General features: G+C 63.0%; 13 protein-coding genes and 1 tRNA gene. 9 read left to right on the top strand and 5 right to left on the bottom strand.

Annotation, left to right across the window (positions count from 1 at the left end; genetic code table 11):
* Positions 1-142: 142 nt before the first annotated feature.
* Positions 143-2,131: a methyl-accepting chemotaxis protein gene (locus ACN9MW_RS15200; protein ID WP_426171932.1), complete on the top strand. Its 1,989-nt coding sequence runs from the start codon at positions 143-145 to the stop codon at positions 2,129-2,131.
* Here ACN9MW_RS15200 and ACN9MW_RS15195 read toward each other — a convergent pair.
* Both ACN9MW_RS15195 and ACN9MW_RS15190 read right to left on the bottom strand, forming a co-directional pair.
* Positions 2,067-2,567, bottom strand: a complete 501-nt coding sequence (locus ACN9MW_RS15195; protein ID WP_426171931.1) for a hypothetical protein — start codon at positions 2,565-2,567, stop codon at positions 2,067-2,069. The genes ACN9MW_RS15200 and ACN9MW_RS15195 overlap by 65 nt on opposite strands.
* Positions 2,568-3,119, bottom strand: a complete 552-nt coding sequence (locus ACN9MW_RS15190; protein WP_426171930.1) for a thymidine kinase — start codon at positions 3,117-3,119, stop codon at positions 2,568-2,570.
* A 139-nt stretch (positions 3,120-3,258) separates the two neighbouring features.
* Here ACN9MW_RS15190 and ACN9MW_RS15185 point away from each other — a divergent pair, with 139 nt between their 5' ends.
* From ACN9MW_RS15185 to ACN9MW_RS15175, 3 genes are read left to right on the top strand one after another with little or no spacing between them, the layout of a single operon-like run.
* Positions 3,259-4,635, top strand: a complete 1,377-nt coding sequence (locus ACN9MW_RS15185; protein WP_426171929.1) for a pyridoxal-phosphate dependent enzyme — start codon at positions 3,259-3,261, stop codon at positions 4,633-4,635.
* Complete coding sequence (locus ACN9MW_RS15180; protein WP_426171928.1) at positions 4,632-5,810, top strand: trans-sulfuration enzyme family protein; 1,179 nt, start codon at positions 4,632-4,634, stop codon at positions 5,808-5,810. Before ACN9MW_RS15185 ends, ACN9MW_RS15180 begins: the two co-directional genes overlap by 4 nt.
* Positions 5,797-7,134, top strand: coding sequence for a zf-TFIIB domain-containing protein (locus ACN9MW_RS15175; RefSeq protein WP_426171926.1), 1,338 nt, complete (start codon positions 5,797-5,799; stop codon positions 7,132-7,134). The genes ACN9MW_RS15180 and ACN9MW_RS15175 overlap by 14 nt, the downstream gene beginning before the upstream one ends.
* Here the strand turns inward: ACN9MW_RS15175 and ACN9MW_RS15170 are convergent.
* From ACN9MW_RS15170 to ACN9MW_RS15160, 3 genes are all read right to left on the bottom strand, one after another.
* Complete coding sequence (locus ACN9MW_RS15170; protein ID WP_426171925.1) at positions 7,131-8,441, bottom strand: hypothetical protein; 1,311 nt, start codon at positions 8,439-8,441, stop codon at positions 7,131-7,133. The two genes, ACN9MW_RS15175 and ACN9MW_RS15170, sit on opposite strands and share 4 nt — an antisense overlap.
* 83 nt (positions 8,442-8,524) lie before the next feature.
* Complete coding sequence (locus ACN9MW_RS15165; RefSeq protein ID WP_426171924.1) at positions 8,525-10,726, bottom strand: acylase; 2,202 nt, start codon at positions 10,724-10,726, stop codon at positions 8,525-8,527.
* A gap of 3 nt (positions 10,727-10,729) precedes the next feature.
* A complete protein-coding gene (locus tag ACN9MW_RS15160) occupies positions 10,730-11,578 on the bottom strand; it encodes a hypothetical protein (protein ID WP_426171922.1) in 849 nt (282 codons plus the stop codon).
* 124 nt (positions 11,579-11,702) lie between these two features.
* On the opposite strand from ACN9MW_RS15160, the gene ACN9MW_RS15155 reads away from it, so the two are divergent.
* The 5 genes from ACN9MW_RS15155 (at position 11,703) to ACN9MW_RS15135 (ending at position 16,092) form a co-directional block, all read left to right on the top strand.
* A tRNA-Leu gene (locus ACN9MW_RS15155) sits at positions 11,703-11,789 on the top strand.
* Positions 11,790-12,493: 704 nt separating this feature from the next.
* On the top strand, positions 12,494-14,185 hold the full coding sequence (locus tag ACN9MW_RS15150) for an ABC transporter permease (protein WP_426171920.1): 1,692 nt from the start codon (positions 12,494-12,496) through the stop codon (positions 14,183-14,185).
* Positions 14,182-15,459: a nitrate/sulfonate/bicarbonate ABC transporter ATP-binding protein gene (locus ACN9MW_RS15145; RefSeq protein ID WP_426171919.1), complete on the top strand. Its 1,278-nt coding sequence runs from the start codon at positions 14,182-14,184 to the stop codon at positions 15,457-15,459. Before ACN9MW_RS15150 ends, ACN9MW_RS15145 begins: the two co-directional genes overlap by 4 nt.
* The gene (locus ACN9MW_RS15140) at positions 15,419-15,793 is read left to right on the top strand and encodes a hypothetical protein (RefSeq protein ID WP_426171917.1); all 375 of its coding nucleotides are present in this window, start codon (positions 15,419-15,421) and stop codon (positions 15,791-15,793) included. The genes ACN9MW_RS15145 and ACN9MW_RS15140 overlap by 41 nt, the downstream gene beginning before the upstream one ends.
* Complete coding sequence (locus tag ACN9MW_RS15135) at positions 15,784-16,092, top strand: hypothetical protein (protein WP_426171915.1); 309 nt, start codon at positions 15,784-15,786, stop codon at positions 16,090-16,092. Before ACN9MW_RS15140 ends, ACN9MW_RS15135 begins: the two co-directional genes overlap by 10 nt.
* Positions 16,093-16,096: the final 4 nt, after the last annotated feature.

Here is a 16,096-nt window from a genome sequence, read left to right as displayed (position 1 = left end):
CTTAAGCCAGCCTGAAGGCTGAGCCATCTGACAAGATTTACGCTAAGTCATTGAATTTTCGAAGAAACATTTTGTAACAGGTGAAATTTCCAGGTGGCAACGCGATATCATATCGGCCCTGCCTCAAAAATAATCAAGAACCATGTCCCATCCAACGCCTCCCATTCGCAGCTGGAGCGTCGGCACCAAGATTGCCGCCTTCACGTTTATCCTTGTCAGCGCCCTGTTAGCGCTACTTATTGTCTTCATCAACTGGAACAGCACTGCCATGCTGGAGCAGCGCGCTCGCAACCAGGTTGCTGCCGACCTGAATGGCGTCTCCAATATGCTGGACGTGTTCAACGCTGCGATGGTCAACGATGCCGCCAGCTACGCGCGCCAATTCGCCGCCAAGGTGCCCGGCCCGTTCTCGCTGGAAGGCAGCGAGCTGGCCGCCGGCGGCAAGGCCGTCAACAACGATTTCAGCATTCCCGACAACTTCACCGCCCAAACGGGCGCCATCGCCACCATTTTTGCAGCCGACGGCAACGAATTCGTGCGCGTGACCACTTCGGTGAAGAAAGAGAACGGCGAGCGCGCCGTCGGCACCCAGCTCGATCACAACAACCCAAGTTATGCGCGGCTGCGCGAAGGCCGCTCCTATACCGGACTCGCACAACTGTTCGGCAAGCCCTACATCACCCAATACGACCCGGTGAAGGACGCCTCGGGCAAGGTTGTCGGCGTGCTGTTCATCGGCCTGGACATCAGCAAGAACATTACGGCCCTGAAGGACAAGATCAAGGGCATCCGCATTGGCGAAACCGGCTACGTCTACGTGTTGAATGCAGCCCCCGGCAAGGACTACGGCACGCTGCTGGTCCACCCTTCCAGCGAAGGCGCATCGATGCTGGAGACCAAAGACAGCAACGGCAAGGCCTTCATCCGCGAGATGCTTGAGCAAAAATCGGGCGAGGTGCGCTACATGTGGTCCGATGCAGAGGGCAAGACCTCGCCCCAGGAAAAACTGCTGGTGTACCGCTACTTCGACGACTGGAAATGGATCGTTGCCGGCGGCACCTACGTCCAGGAGATCACCAGGGATGCCGTCACTGCTCGCAACCGTTATGCGGGATGCGGCATCGTCGCCCTGCTCGCCTTTGCCGCCAGCCTGTTGCTGCTGGTGCGCGCCATTGTCAGCCGCCCGTTGCTGCAGGTGCAGGGCGCGGCCGACCGTATTGCCGGCGGCGACCTGACCGTGCGGCTGGACGTGACCACCGGCGATGAAATCGGCAAGGTCCTGGGCGCCATGAACGGCATCAGCGAACGCCTGGCGAACGTGGTTGGAGGCGTGCGCGAGGGTGCCGACCAGATCGCCACTGCTTCGTCGCAGATCGCAGCCGGCAACCAGGATTTGTCGGCGCGTACCGAGCAGCAGGCTTCGAGCCTGGAGGAAACCGCCGCTTCGATGGAAGAGTTGACTTCGACCGTGCGCCAGAACGCCGACAACGCCCGCCAAGCCAATGCGCTGGCGCGCGAAGCATCGGACGTGGCTTCGCGCGGCGGAGCGCAGGTGGCGCAAGTGGTGGAGAAGATGGGAGCCATCAACGAGGCCTCCCGTCAGATCGAAGACATCATCTCCGTGATCGACAGCATCGCCTTCCAGACCAACATCCTCGCCCTGAATGCGGCTGTCGAAGCGGCACGCGCGGGCGAACAGGGCCGCGGCTTTGCCGTGGTGGCGAGCGAAGTGCGCAACCTGGCCCAGCGCAGCGCCGCTGCAGCACAGGAGATCAAGGGATTGATCGCCAACTCCACGGGTGAAGTCGAAGCCGGCGCCAAACTGGTCGAATTGGCCGGTGCGACGATGGAAGAAGTGGTGAACAGCGTCGGCCGCGTGACCGACATCATGGGCGAAATCAGTGCCGCCAGCGAGGAACAGCGCGCCGGCATCGACCAGGTCAACCAGGCCATCGGCCAGATGGACCAGGTCACGCAGCAGAATGCCGCCCTGGTAGAGGAAGCCGCCGCAGCCGCCGGCGCCATGCAGGATCAGGCCGAAGCGCTGGTCCGCGAAGTGCGCGCCTTCAAGCTACCAGGCCATGCAGCCACGGGATCGTCGTCCAGGCGTACCACCCTGCGCCTGCGATAAGCAGCAACGGCCATGAGCGCACGGCCAGCTTCCAGTCCGTCGCAGACGGCCAGCAGGCCAGGAACTGCGGCGCGACAAGGAAGGCCAGGCCGGCGTCCAGCGCTTCGAAATGCCAGGGGCCGCGCGTGCGCAGCACGGCAACCCACCACGGGATCAGCGCCAGCAGCAGCGGCGCGAGCGCGGTGAAAGCGGAGTTGTACCAGCGCGCGTTGGCCAGCTTGACCTCGCCCAGGCGGTAGCCCTTGCCCTCGCGGCGCGGGATGATGGACAGGGAAACCGGCCGCGCAAACGTCAGCAGCCCGGCCACGAAATGGGCCAATTCATGGCACAGGGTGCCCGGCAGCTGCATCAGCGTGAACGCCACATAGCGCTGCGACAGCACCCAGATTGCCGCCGCAAGGCATAGCGACGGCATCAGGTAAAACAGTCTATCCAATTAACCCGTATAGAAGCAGCGGCCGCAGGCCTGGCGATAAGCCTCGTTGCCGCCGATGCTGATTTGCTCGCCTTCGCGAATGCGCTCGCCCTTTTCGTCCACGCGGATGTTCATCGTGGCCTTTTTGCCGCAAGTGCAGATATTCTTGATTTCCTCGATATCGTCGGCCAGCGCAAGCAGGTAGGCCGAACCCGGGAACGGCTCGCCGCGGAAGTCGCTGCGCAAGCCGTAGCAGATCACCGGCACGCCCTTGGCCTGCGCCAGCTGGTGCAGCTGCTTGACCTGCTCCGGTGACAGGAACTGCGCCTCGTCGACAAGCACACAGGCCACTTTCTGCATGTCTTGCAGGAAGTTGGTCTCAGACGAGAACAGCTCGACTTCGCGCTGCGGCCCCAGGCGGGAAGTCACCTTGCCCACGCCATAGCGGTCGTCAATGGCGGCGGTGAACAGGCGCACGATCAAGCCCTGTTCTTCGTAGTTATGGGCGACCTGCAGCATGGAGGTCGATTTGCCTGCGTTCATCGCAGAATAGCGGAAGTAGAGTTTTGCCACGGTGGAAATTATATTAAAAGTCGCTGCGCGATTATACGCGAGGCTCAACCCGCCAAAAAAGGTATAAGCTAGCGCAAAGAAATTCCTTCTTGGTTCAATCGAATCGCCACACAATGCGCGTTTTTCGCAAGGAGAGAAAATGCAGAATACCCGTCCTGCAGCTTTGTTCAGCCTGATCGGCAATACACCGCTTGCCGAAGTCACCCGCCTCGACACCGGCCCGTGCCGGCTGTTCCTCAAGCTTGAATCGCAAAATCCCGGCGGCTCCATCAAGGACCGCATCGGCCTGTCCATCATCGAAGCCGCCGAGCGCGAAGGCTTGCTCAAGCCGGGCGGCACCATCGTCGAAGCCACGGCAGGCAACACCGGCCTGGGACTGGCCCTGGTCGGCGCCATCAAAGGCTATAAGGTGCTGCTGGTGGTGCCGGACAAAATGGCCACCGAAAAGATCCTGCACCTGAAGGCGCTCGGCGCCGACGTGCGCATCACCCGTTCCGACGTCGGCAAGGGACACCCCGAGTATTACCAGGATTACGCAGCCCGGCTGGCCAGCGAGATCCCCGGCGCCTTCTTCGCCGACCAGTTCAACAACCCGGCCAATCCGCTGGCCCACGAAACCACCACCGGCCCTGAAATCTGGGAGCAGATGGCGCGCGAGATCGACGCCATCGTGGTCGGCGTCGGCTCCTCCGGCACGCTGACCGGCCTGGCGCGCTACTTCCGCAAGGTCGCCCCGCACGTCAGGTTCATCCTGGCCGATCCCAAGGGTTCGATCCTGAAGGAATACGTGGATACCGGCAAAGTCGCCGATACCAGCGGCTCCTGGGCGGTGGAAGGCATCGGCGAGGACTTCATCCCCGCTATCGCCGATATGGAGGCGATCTCGCAGGCCTACACCATCACTGACCAGGAAAGCTTCGACAGCGCACGCGCCCTGTTGCGCGCCGAAGGCATCCTGGCCGGCTCCTCGACCGGCACCCTGCTGGCGGCGGCCCTGAAATACTGCCGCGAACAAAGCAAGCCGCAGCGTGTGGTGACCTTCGTCTGCGACACCGGCACCCGCTACCTGTCCAAGGTCTACAACGACAGCTGGATGTTCGACCAGGGTCTGCTGCAGCGCCAGAAGCTGGGCGACCTGCGCGACCTGATCGGACGCCTGTTCGAAAACGGCGACGTGGTCAGCGTGGCGCCGGGCGACACCTTGCTGATCGCCTTCAACCGCATGCGTGCGGCCGACCTGGCGCAGTTGCCGGTGATCGACAACGGCAAGCTGGTCGGCCTTATCGACGAGTCAGACCTCCTGCTGAAGGTCGAAAAAGATGCGGCCCGGTTCAAGGGCGACGTTGGCGCCACCATGACTAGCCGTGTCGAAACCCTGGCGCCTTCTGCCGGCATGCCCGCCCTTCGTGATACCCTCGACCGTGGCTTGACCGCCGTGATCGCCGAAGGCGGCAAGTTCTATGGCCTGATCACCCGCTACGACTTACTCAACCACCTGCGCAGGACCTTATCTTGAGCGAAAAAAAGACCAAAGCCCACCTGGCCACGCGCGTCATCCACGCTGGCCAGCACCCTGATCCATCGACCGGCGCCATCATGCCGCCGATCTATGCCACGTCCACTTTCGTCCAGCAAAGCCCCGGTGTTCACAAGGGCCTGGACTACGGCCGCTCGCACAACCCGACGCGCTGGGCGCTGGAGCGCTGCGTGGCCGACCTGGAAGGCGGCGCGCAGGCCTTCGCCTTTGCCTCCGGCCTGGCCGCGATCTCCACCGTGCTGGAACTGCTCGATGCGGGTTCGCACATCGTGGCCGGCGACGACATGTACGGCGGCACCTTCCGCCTGTTCGAACGTGTGCGGCGGCGCAGCGCGGGCCATGAGTTCACCTATGCCGACTTGACCAACCCGGAAAACCTGCTGGCCGCCCTGCGCCCGGAAACGAAAATGGTGTGGGTGGAAACGCCGACCAACCCGATGCTGAAACTGGCCGACCTGGCCGCCATCGCGCGTATCTGCCGCGAACGCGGCATCCTGGCCGTGGCCGACAACACCTTCGCCAGCCCGATCGTGCAGCGCCCGCTGGAGCTGGGCTTCGACGTCGTCGTGCACTCCGCCACCAAGTACCTGAACGGGCACTCGGACATCATCGGCGGTATCGCGGTGGTTGGCGGCGAAGAACGCCAGTCGGCCTGGCGCGAGCAACTGGCCTTCCTGCAGAATTCCGTCGGCGCCATTGCCGGTCCGTTCGACGCCTTCCTGGCCCTGCGCGGCGTGAAAACGCTGGCGATCCGCATGGAGCGCCACTGCAAGAGCGCACTGGAGCTGGCGCGCTGGCTGGAACGCGAGCCCAAGGTCAGGAAAGTGTTCTATCCAGGCCTCGAGTCGCATCCCCAGCACACCCTGGCCAAGGCGCAGATGGACGGCTTCGGCGGCATCATCTCGATCGACCTCGATACCGACCTGGCTGGCGCGCGCCGCTTCCTGGAACGCTGCGAAGTGTTCGCGCTGGCGGAAAGCCTGGGCGGCGTGGAATCGCTGATCGAGCACCCTGCCCTGATGACCCATGCATCGATTCCGGCGACCCAGCGCGCCACGCTGGGCATCGGCGATGGCCTGATCCGTCTCTCCGTCGGGATCGAAGACATCGAGGATTTGCGCCAAGACCTGCGCAATGCCCTTGACGCCATCTGAACGCCACTGCAGCAACTGCAAGCGCCCGATGCGGGTGCTTGATCTCTCCGGCCATTACCAGCGGCGGGTGGAGATCGACACCTGCCCGCATTGCTGCCTGGTGTGGTTCGACGACACGGAATCGGTGCGGCTGGCAGGCCCCGGCATCGCCGAATTCGTGCGCGAGATCCATGGGGCAATGCAAGCCGGCGGCGAGCACGCGCATGCGGTGTCGCTGGCGCGCATCCAGTCCTGCCCGGTCTGCAGCGCGCCGCTCAAGCGTGTGTTCGACATGTCGCGCTTCGGGCGCACTTCCAAACTCCAGTGCCCGCACGGGCATGGCTATTACCAGACCTACATTCTCTACCTGGCCGAGAAAGGCTTTGCCCGCCCCCTCGCATGGTCCGATATCCGTTCCCTGCATGCCGCAGGGAAGGAAGTTTTTTGCGCAGGCTGCGGCTGTCCGCTTCCCGCGCGGCCGGTCGAAGCGTGTCCGGCTTGTCACTCGGCCGTCGGGGTAATCGACCCCGCCCGCCTGGCGCTGGCCGTCGCGCCGGACGGTCCGGCCAGTAGCGTTAATGCCCCGGCAGTCGAGCAGCATCAATGCCACGCCTGCGGCGGCGCCATTGACCTGACACGCGACATCCATTGCCCCCACTGCCAGGCGCCGGTATTGCGCCGGGACACAGAAGATGCCTCAGCTTCCGCCACGGCAGCCGCTAGCGCGGCGGAGGCGGCATTGGCCTCCGTGCGGGACGACTCCCACCGACTCAAGACAGAAAGCCAGCATGCGGTGGTCAATTTTGGCGAAGACCGCCGCACGCAGCGGCTGCGGAATGTCGAATTCCGGCTGGCCGTCGGACTCCTGCTTGGCGGCATTGCGCTCACACTCATGGCCTGGTACCGGCAGCCGGCGCAACGTGCCAACTGGAAACGCCAGGAGGCGCCGCTGATTTCGTACGCTCCGCGCTTCAAGGAGGCGGAGCTGAAGTGCGACCTGCATTCATCGGTAAGGCGCGAAGTGCGGGTGCGCCAATTGATTGTCGCGCCAGGTGCGCCGGGGCCGGGGCCGGCCAACGCCACATACGGCGCGATGCAGGCAGCCTACATGCAGGCCAAGACCGTGCGAGCCGAATGGGAAGCCAGCGGCGCATTTGACATGCTCGAGCAACAGTTCGGCGTACCGAATGCGGACCCACGCAGCCTGCCGACAGGCCTCTTTCGCCGCGGCGAAGCGTTGGCCGCAGTGGAACGCGCAGCGTTCTGCCTGCCTGTCCATGAAATCAGCCCGCCACTACTTGCCGAGGACGGCTTTCACATCATCGAGGTGCTGGAAGCGCGTTAATCGGCTGGCCGTCGTGCAGGATCGCTGATGTTGAAGACGCGCCGGACCAGGCTTTCCAGCGCCACGAACACGCCCTCCACCCCAAAGCCGGCAATGAACGATAACGCCGACGTGCTGAGTGCCCAGTTGCCCAACAGCCCGATCTCACTGCCCGGCGTCTGGCCGGATGGATTGACGAACAAGGCAATGCAGGCGCCAATCGTGGCGCCCAGCGCCAACTGCAGCAAGGCCAGGGTGAAATCGCGCGGCGACAACAGGCTTTCGCGCATCTTGGCCCACAGGCCGCGCACCACTGCGGCGCCCGCGCCCAACACGCCGTAGCACAACGGCAGCACAGCCGTTCCGACCACCAGCGTGACGACGCGCGCCTGCTCCTCCAGGGCGCGTTGAACGCGGCCTTGCATTTCCGCCGGTGTCGCACTCGCCTGCACTGCGCCGTTCTCCGGCATGCGGCCGAACGGGCGAGCCAGCACGCTGTAGCAGGCCTGCCAAGGGACAAGCCAATCGCGCAGGTTCATGCTGATTGCGGCCGCCTGCGCCGTCAGCTGCTGGTGCCGCGTGCAAAGCTGGTACTCCTCCGTACTGCGGAAGTGCGGCGAGCCCGCCGTATCGGCCTCAGTGCAGAACTGCATCGGAGGCGCGGTAGTGCTGGCCGTGTGCTTGAATTCAGCTTCCGCAATCTCTTTGGACAGGGCGGCTTGCGCGGCCTGCACCGCATCGAGGTGCTGCAGGATGGCGCTGCCACCGGCAACATGCCAGGACGTCACACAGGTCAGCACCAGTCCAATCAGCAGCAGGTAGACCACCAGCTTCATGCGCAGGTTGAAACTAGAAGCCACCCGTACCAGGCCTGGAAATGCAGTGCGGGCCAGGGTCAGGCGTGTCGGCTTGTCCCAGTGCGGGCTGTGTGCGGAGCCGTTCCCGCTGCCGCCGCCCCCGAACATCTTGTCGCGCAACCAGTTGCGCCAGTCGCGCCGGTTGTCCTCGCCCACCACCAGCAAAGTAAAGGCAATGGTCAGGCCCGTCGCCGGGCGTGCCGCGGCATTCAGCTTATCCTTCGCACACAATACCTTGACCGCCTGCGCCACGCGCTGTTGCTCGCTATCGGGCTGCGCCAGGCCGATCGCACACAGTTCATCGATGTGCGGCTCGCCGTCGTCGTGGTTATGGAAATTGTAGAGGCTCTTGTCCCAGCGTCCGGAGATGTGGTCAAGCAGCAGGAAGACTTCATTCAGCTCACGCACGAAGATGAATTCTTCGATCCGCTGGCAGGCTTCGCCGCCATTTTCCTCACGATTGGAAGACATGCCCGCCTCCCTATTAGCATGTTGTCACTTCATTGTGCGCCTGCCAAGGCGGGGAGGACTTTGCGCTAGCTCAAACGTGAACCCTATTCGCCCGGATGGTACTTGCGTTCCAGGTTCTTTTCGATGTCTTCCTTGTAGAACAGCACGTCCTTGAATTCGCCGCGCGCATACATCTCGGCCTGGTCATTGAAGTGCGGCGACGCAGGATCGCCGCTTTCGCCGCCGGCCAGGATGCTCTTGGCCCTCACCTTCGGCCCGAATTCAACAGCCGCCACGAAGCTATTGCCGCGCTCGCCATAAATACGCCTGGTGCGCTGCTGCGACGTCATGCCGTAAGCAGCCAGCGCGCCGAAATTGCCGGACGCGTAAGGTACTGGAATGCTTGGCTTGTTATCGTCAAACGGCTGCGCGATATCGCCGGTCAGGCGCTGGAAGCGGTTGATCTCGCCCCATGGTGTTTTCCAGCTGCCGAAGTCGGCGGCCAGCTTGTTCGAAGCACGCACCAGCGCTTCCAGCCGCTGTTTCGACGTCAGCTGGGTCGCCAGGTAATCGAGGACCGGCATGCCCTTGGCTTTCGCCGCGGCACCGTATTGCTTCACCTGGTCCTGCAGCCAGTAGATGGCGACCGAAGTCGGCACCGATGTCAGCGAATAGCGCATATCCCAATCGCGCAGCAGCGTGACCTGTTCGATCACGGCGGCCTTGGACAGGTCGCTGGCCGGTGCCTCGTCATAGGCGCGCACCAGCAGCGGCAGCAGCGGTTCGAAGGCGGGCAACTGGCTGTCGTAGGCGGCGGCGATCAGGCTGTCGATGGTGAAGTCCTTCTTCCCTTGCAGGACGCGAACGGCGTGAATGCCGCGCGCATTCTCGGGGTTGACCGACATGTAGGCCGGATAATCCTCGGGGCGCGGGCTATAGGGGCCGGCGGCCGAGAACGGCCAGTTGTTGGTGTTCTGAATCCAGCCATTTTTCGGGTTGAACAGTTGGATGGTTTCGCGCACCTGGTGCAAGCCTTTCCAGTCGGTCGCCGGATCGGCGCCGTTGACCGGCTTGCTGTAGTCAAAACGCGGGTCGCGCACGGGGATGAAATTGCCGTGGAAATAGGCGATATTGCCGTCCGCATCCGCATACACGGTGTTGTTGGATGAGTTGGTGCGAAGCTCCATCGACCTGTAGAAAGCCGGATAGTTGCGGGCCTTGGTGCGAATGAAGGACTGTGTCAGCGCCTTCAGCGGTTCGTTCATCATCGCCACCGAGACCCACTTTCCATCCTGTTCGCGCACCACAGGGCCGCGATGCGTGAAATAGGCCGTTACCGTCTTCTCAGCCCGGCTGCCATCCTCCGCCTTGTACGGCAGTTGCACTTGCACGGTGCGGAAGGGGCGCAGCTCCTTGCCATACTGGTAGAAGAATTTACCGTCCTTCTCCACCACGGTCTCCAGGTATTCGTCGATCACGTCGCCGCCGCCGGAAGTGTGCATCCAGCCGATGCGGTCGTTAAAGCCCTGGTAGACAAAGAACTGCCCCCAGGTTACCGCGCCATAGGCGTTCAGGCCCTCCTGGCTGTTCACGTGGATCTCCGGCCGGAAGTAGAACGAGGTGTGCGGATTGATCATCAACAGCGCGTGGCCAGACTTGCTCATGGCCGGCGCGATCGCGAAGCCGTTCGAGCCGCGCGGCTCGTTATCCAGATCGCTGCCAACGGCAGCCACGGACGGCGCAGGGCGCTTGCTGTAGAACGCCTTCAACTGCTCGATATTGACGGTTTCGATGTCGCCGCCGATACTGCCTTCGCTGAAGCTGAGCGCCATCCAGGGCTCGAAGCGGTTCAGCAAGCGCGCCTGCACCTGCGGGTGGGTGTGCAGGTAGAAGTTCAGGCCATCGGCCCATGCCACCATCAGCTTCTTCAGCCAGTCCGGGCTGGCCTTGTACTGGGCCTTCAACTGCTCGGGCGTGATGAAGAGCTTCATGCGCAAGTCCTGATACAGCGCCTTTTCGCCTTCCACTTCCGCCAGCCGGCCCATGGCGTTGATGAAATTCAGCTCGATACGCTTGAAATCATCTTCCGACTGCGCGTACATCATGCCGAATACCGCTTCCGCGTCGCTCTTGCCGTAAATATGCGGAATGCCCCATTTGTCGCGCAGGATGGTGACGCGCTTGGCAATCGCTTGCAGGCGCAGTACTTCCGCAGGACTCAAGGCTCCACCCGCCTGTGAAGCGGCGGGGGCGGCAATCGCAGGAATGGCGCAGAACGCGACGAGCGCGGCATTCAGCTTCAGCATGCTTTATTGCTCCACCAGTTGTGCAATGCGTTCGCGCAGTTCGGCGTTTTCGGCGCGCAGCGCGGCATTCTTTTCCTTCAATTGCGAGATCTCGAGGCGCAGCACCTCCACCTCGGTCAGCGGGGCCGGACGCTCAGCTGCTTCGTAATGCGCCTCGCCAGCATCTTCTTTCGGAGGTTTCGGCGGGCGGTTGGCGGCGCGCTGTTCGCGGATCTCGCGCGCTGCCTGCTGCAGGAACTTGCGGCCGCCGGCGACAGCCGACTTCTGGTCTTCTTCCGGCAACGAAGCCACGGTGGCGGCGGCATTGATCGAGATCGTGCCGGAGCGCACGGCTTCCACCAGCTCCGGCGTGGCGCTGCGGGTGATCTTTTCGATCTGGCCCAGAGTATTGGCGCTCAGGCGCGCCGCGCGGGCAATGTCTTCGCGCTTGGCCTTGGCCTTCGGCGGAGCCGCCGGTTCCTCGGCTTCCGGGTCCGGCGGCGCAATGGCGGCATCTTCCGCCTTGGCCTGCTCTTTCACAGCCTGTTCGCGCTTGCCCAGGATTTCCTGCTGGCGCAGGGCCAGCACGCCACGCTGGAAGTCCGACACGCTGCGGCGGCCCAGGTGGTTATCGATCATCCACAGCATCACGTCTTCAATATCCTTGAAGCTCGTGTTCTGGGTGACTTTAAAAGGAATGCCGTGCTGCTGGCAGATCGAATAGCGGTTATGGCCATCGACCAACACATCGTTCCACAGCACCAGCGCATCGCGGCAGCCTTCGGCCAGCAGGCTGCGCTCCAGCGCAGTACGCTCAGCCTCGGTCAACGGCTCGATATAGTCCCGCAGGACGTCGTTAATCTTGATTTGCATGGGGTCTTTCCAGGGGATTCTGCGACCAGCATGCTACAACATTCCGCGGCGATTACAAGCGTTGCCAGATTAGCCACTACTGGATGTTAACGAACAGTCATGTCATAATAGCGGGCTTCAAAGTGCCCCGGTGGTGAAATTGGTAGACACACCGGACTTAAAATCCGTTGCCTGCAAGGGCGTGCCGGTTCGATTCCGGCCCGGGGCACCAAGCCTGCATATCCGAAGATGTGCTGCAGTGCGGCTGACTAATTTGAACTAACTTCAACTTCGCTCAGCACTCTGATCCGTGCTAGTTGACAGTGCTGTCAGCATCCGTCACACTATCCATACCACTCATCTTTTGAGGTGTCATTAGGTTGGCTCCTCTTGAGACGGAAAAGCCGCTCACATGGGCGGCTTTTTCACATTTGGAAAGATATCAGTGGTGTCGACAATTCCAAAGCCTCCTCTAAGGATCGCCGTCTACGTTGACACAGAAAAGCACCGTCGGACGAGCGGGTCGCTGTCCAGGCATGCGGACTGGGTCCTACCTCACCTCCAGGACGGTCAACTTGAGCATGCCCGCTTACCGGACATAGTACCCACAAACAAAAAGCCAATTCGCAAGCCGCCGCATTGGTAGGGCAATGTTGATTCGGCCCGAGAGCCATTAAATTACGTGACTCCCTAAGTTGACTCCGGGGAGCTTATGCGCCTACACTCCGCACCGTTATCAATTTTTGGAGTCCCCTTTCATGGGCACTTGTTCGAGTCATAGTTGTCAGCCGGTTCATTCCGGCCCCGCATAACGGCACGATCGCGTCCTGGGCTCCCGCCTCACGTCATCCGCCGTCGCGGATGATGGTCACCCATCCCAAACTCTGATACTCAAGCGCGCAAGATAGCGGGCCCGCATCCTTTGCGGAGAGCCTGATGTTCGCTTCATTCACCACACGTCCCAATCGCTGGGACTGGGCCTTGCTGCCACTGGTACTGGCAGTGTTGATTGCTGTCGCCTATGGCGCCATGCAGATGGCGCGCCCCTTCGTGCTTGGCCAGTCTATGCCGGTCAGCCTCGACCCGGCCTCGCTGCCCTATTACCTGTTGCGCACCATTTTGCGCATGTTCGCCGCATTGGGAGTGTCGCTGGTATTCGCCTTCGTCTTCGCGGCGGTGGCGGCCAAATACCGGCTGGCTGAAAAGGTCCTGGTGCCGCTGCTGGACGTGCTGCAGTCGGTGCCGGTGCTGGGCTTCCAGGCGATTGCCATCGCGCCCTTCATCGCGCTGTTCCCGGGCAGCCAGATGGGCGTCGAATGCGCGGCCATCTTTGCGATTTTCACTTCGCAGGCCTGGAACATGGCGTTCAGCCTGTACCAGTCGATGCGTGCCGTGCCGGCCGAACTGCACGAGGCAAGCCGCATGTTCCGCCTCTCGGCCTGGCAGCGCTTCTGGCGCCTGGAGCTGCCGTTCGCCATGCCGGGCCTGCTGTGGAACATGATGATGTCCATGTCCGGCGGCTGGTTCTTCCTGGTGGCGGCAGAGGCCATTTCCGTCGCCGGGCAGGACGTCAAGCTGCCCGGCATCGGCGCCTACATCGCGGTGGCCATCGAAGCTGAAAACGGCCGTGCCATCGCACGGGCTATCGGCGCCATGTTCGTCGGCATCGTCATGTATGACCAGCTCTTCTTCCGTCCTTTGCTGGTGTGGGCGGACAAGTTCCGCTTTGAAGAACTGGACGGTGAAGTGGGCCGCCGTTCCTGGCTGCTGGACTGGGTGCGCCGCAGCCGTATCGCCAGCCGCCTCACCGACAACGCGTGGAAGCTGATGCGCTTGACCCTGGGCTGGTTTCCGGCCCGTCCGGTCGAAGCGGCCGCTGCGGCCAAGGCCACGCGCAGCTGGCGCCTGCCGGCGCGCGCCGCCGATACGCTGTTGCTGGTGCTCGCGGTTTGGGCCAGCTACCGCGTGGCGGCCTTCATCCATACCGAGGTTGGTTGGCGCGAGGCAGCAGGCGTGTTTGGCCTCGGCCTGGCGACGCTGGCGCGCGTGGCAGTGCTGATCGCGCTGGCTTCCCTGTTCTGGGTGCCGGTGGCCGTGTGGATCGGGCTGCGCCCGCGCTATGCACAGAAGATCCAGGCGGTGGCGCAGTTCCTCGCCGCGTTCCCGGTCAACCTGCTGTTCCCGGTGGTGGTGTATTCAGTTCTGCACCTGCGGCTCAATCCGGACATCTGGCTCAGTCCACTAATGGTGTTCGGTACCCAGTGGTACATCCTGTTCAATGTCGTCGCCGGTGCGTCCACCCTGTCCACCGACCTGCGGCTGGCGGCGGCGAATCTGGGCTTGAAGGGCTGGCTGAAATGGTGGCGGGTCTACCTGCCTGCCATATTCCCCAGTTACATAACAGGCGCAGTGACGGCCAGCGGCGGCTCGTGGAACGCCAGCATCGTGGCCGAATACGTCACCTGGGGCAAAACCACCCTGGTGGCGCATGGCCTTGGCAGTTATGTGAAGCAGATGACCGATGCAGGCGACTTCCCCCGGATCGCCCTCGGCATCGGCGTCATGTGTGTATTTGTAATGGCAATCAACCGCTTCGTTTGGAGCCGTTTGTATCAGGAGCAAGCATGAAAAAAGAAATCCTGGTCGACCTGCAAGGCGTCGGCAAATCCTTCCGCACTGGCGATGGCGCCAGCCGCACCGTGCTCGATGGCGTCGACTTCGCGCTGGAGTCGGGCGAGATCGTGGCGCTGCTTGGCAAGTCAGGTTCCGGCAAATCGACCCTGCTGCGCATTATCGCGGGCCTGGTGCAAGCCGACGCCGGCGCTGCCAAGTATCGCGGCGCGCCGCTGGCGGAGCCGGTGCCGGGCATTGCCATGGTGTTCCAGTCCTTCGCCCTGTTCCCCTGGCTGACCGTGCAGCAGAACGTGGAACTTGGCCTGGAGGCTCAAGGCGTTCCGGCTGCCGAACGCGCAGCACGCAGCGAAGCGATGCTGGACTTGATGGGCCTTTCCGGCTTCGAAGGCGCACTGCCACGCGAGCTGTCGGGCGGCATGCGCCAGCGCGTGGGCATCGCCCGCGCCCTGGTCACCAACCCGGACGTGCTGCTGATGGACGAGGCCTTCTCCGCCCTCGACGTGCTGACCGGCGAGACCCTGCGCAACGACATCCTCGAGCTGTGGGACCATGGCCGCATCCCGACGCGTGGCATCCTGGTCGTTTCGCACAATATCGAGGAAGCGGTGATGATGTCGGACCGGATCATCATGCTCTCCAGCGACCCGGGCCGCATCCGTACCGAGATCCGCATCGACCTGCCACGCCCGCGTAATCCGGACAGCCCGGCCGTGCGCCAGTTGATCGACGAAGTGTATGGCCTGATGACCATGCGCGCACCGGCCGCCAGCCCGGCGCGCGAGGCCGGTCCTGACTACCGCCTGCCCGATGCCGATATCGAGCGCATCGAAGCGGTGCTGTCGCTGCTGGCATCCGAGCCCTTCGAAGGCCGCGCCGACTTGCCGCGTCTTTCCGACGAAAGCGAACTGCCGGACGAAGCCCTGTTCCCGGCCTGCGAAGCGCTATCCCAGCTGGGGCTGGCCACGGTGGAAGGCGGCGACATCACCATGACAACGCTCGGCCGGCGCTACGAGGCAGCCGACCATGCAGGACGCCAGGCTATCTTCGGACGGCAGCTTCTGGCCCACGTCACGCTGCCGCAACACATCTACAGCAGGCTGCGCGCATCCGCCGACGGTGCTCTGCCGGAAGAACAAGTGCTGTCGCCGCTATTGGAATCCAACGAACCCGAGGAAGCGCGCCGCATCATGCGTACCGCTATTGAATGGGGCCGTTATGGAGAAATTTATGAGTTTGATTTTCACACGCGACGCCTGCAGCTGGCCTGATAAGCGCTGCCTGCTGATGGTGGCCGGCGCGCTGCTGTCGACAACAGCGTGGGCCGGCCGCCCTCTGGCCACTGACGATGCAACCATCCTCGAGCCGAGCGACTGCCAGGTCGAAGCCTGGCACCAGCACACCGGCAACCTTCGCGAATGGTGGGCCATGCCTGCCTGCCGCGTCGGCGGATGGGAACTGGCTGCAGGCAAAGGCCAGGCGAGCAATGCAGCCTTGCAGGCCAAAACCGTCCTGCGCAGGCTGGAAACGAATGGCTGGGGCCTGGGCTTGGCTATCGCAACCCAGCATAGCATGACGCGCCAGCACATGTCAACGTGCCGCTGACAGTTTCCTTTGCGGACGATGCCCTGCTGCTGCACTTGAACGCAGGCTGGATGCGGCCCCGCGGCGCGCCAGGCCGTGCCACCTGGAGCATCGGCGGCGAATATGCATTCGCGCCGCGCTGGAGCGTCTCCCTGGAAAGCTACGGCAGCCATCGCCGTCCACCAACCAGGCAAGCAGGCTTGCGTTACGCCCTGGTCGAGGGGCGCCTGGACCTTGACGCCAGCGTTGCAAAAACGCCCGGCGCAGCGCACCAGCTGGCCCTTGGCATGACTTGGGCGTTACCGAGGTTGCTATACTAGCGCC

It is taken from the genome of Pseudoduganella sp. R-34 (assembly GCF_049904655.1).
Classification (GTDB): Bacteria; Pseudomonadota; Gammaproteobacteria; order Burkholderiales; family Burkholderiaceae_D; genus Rugamonas.
This window is presented reverse-complemented; position numbering and strand designations above follow the sequence as displayed.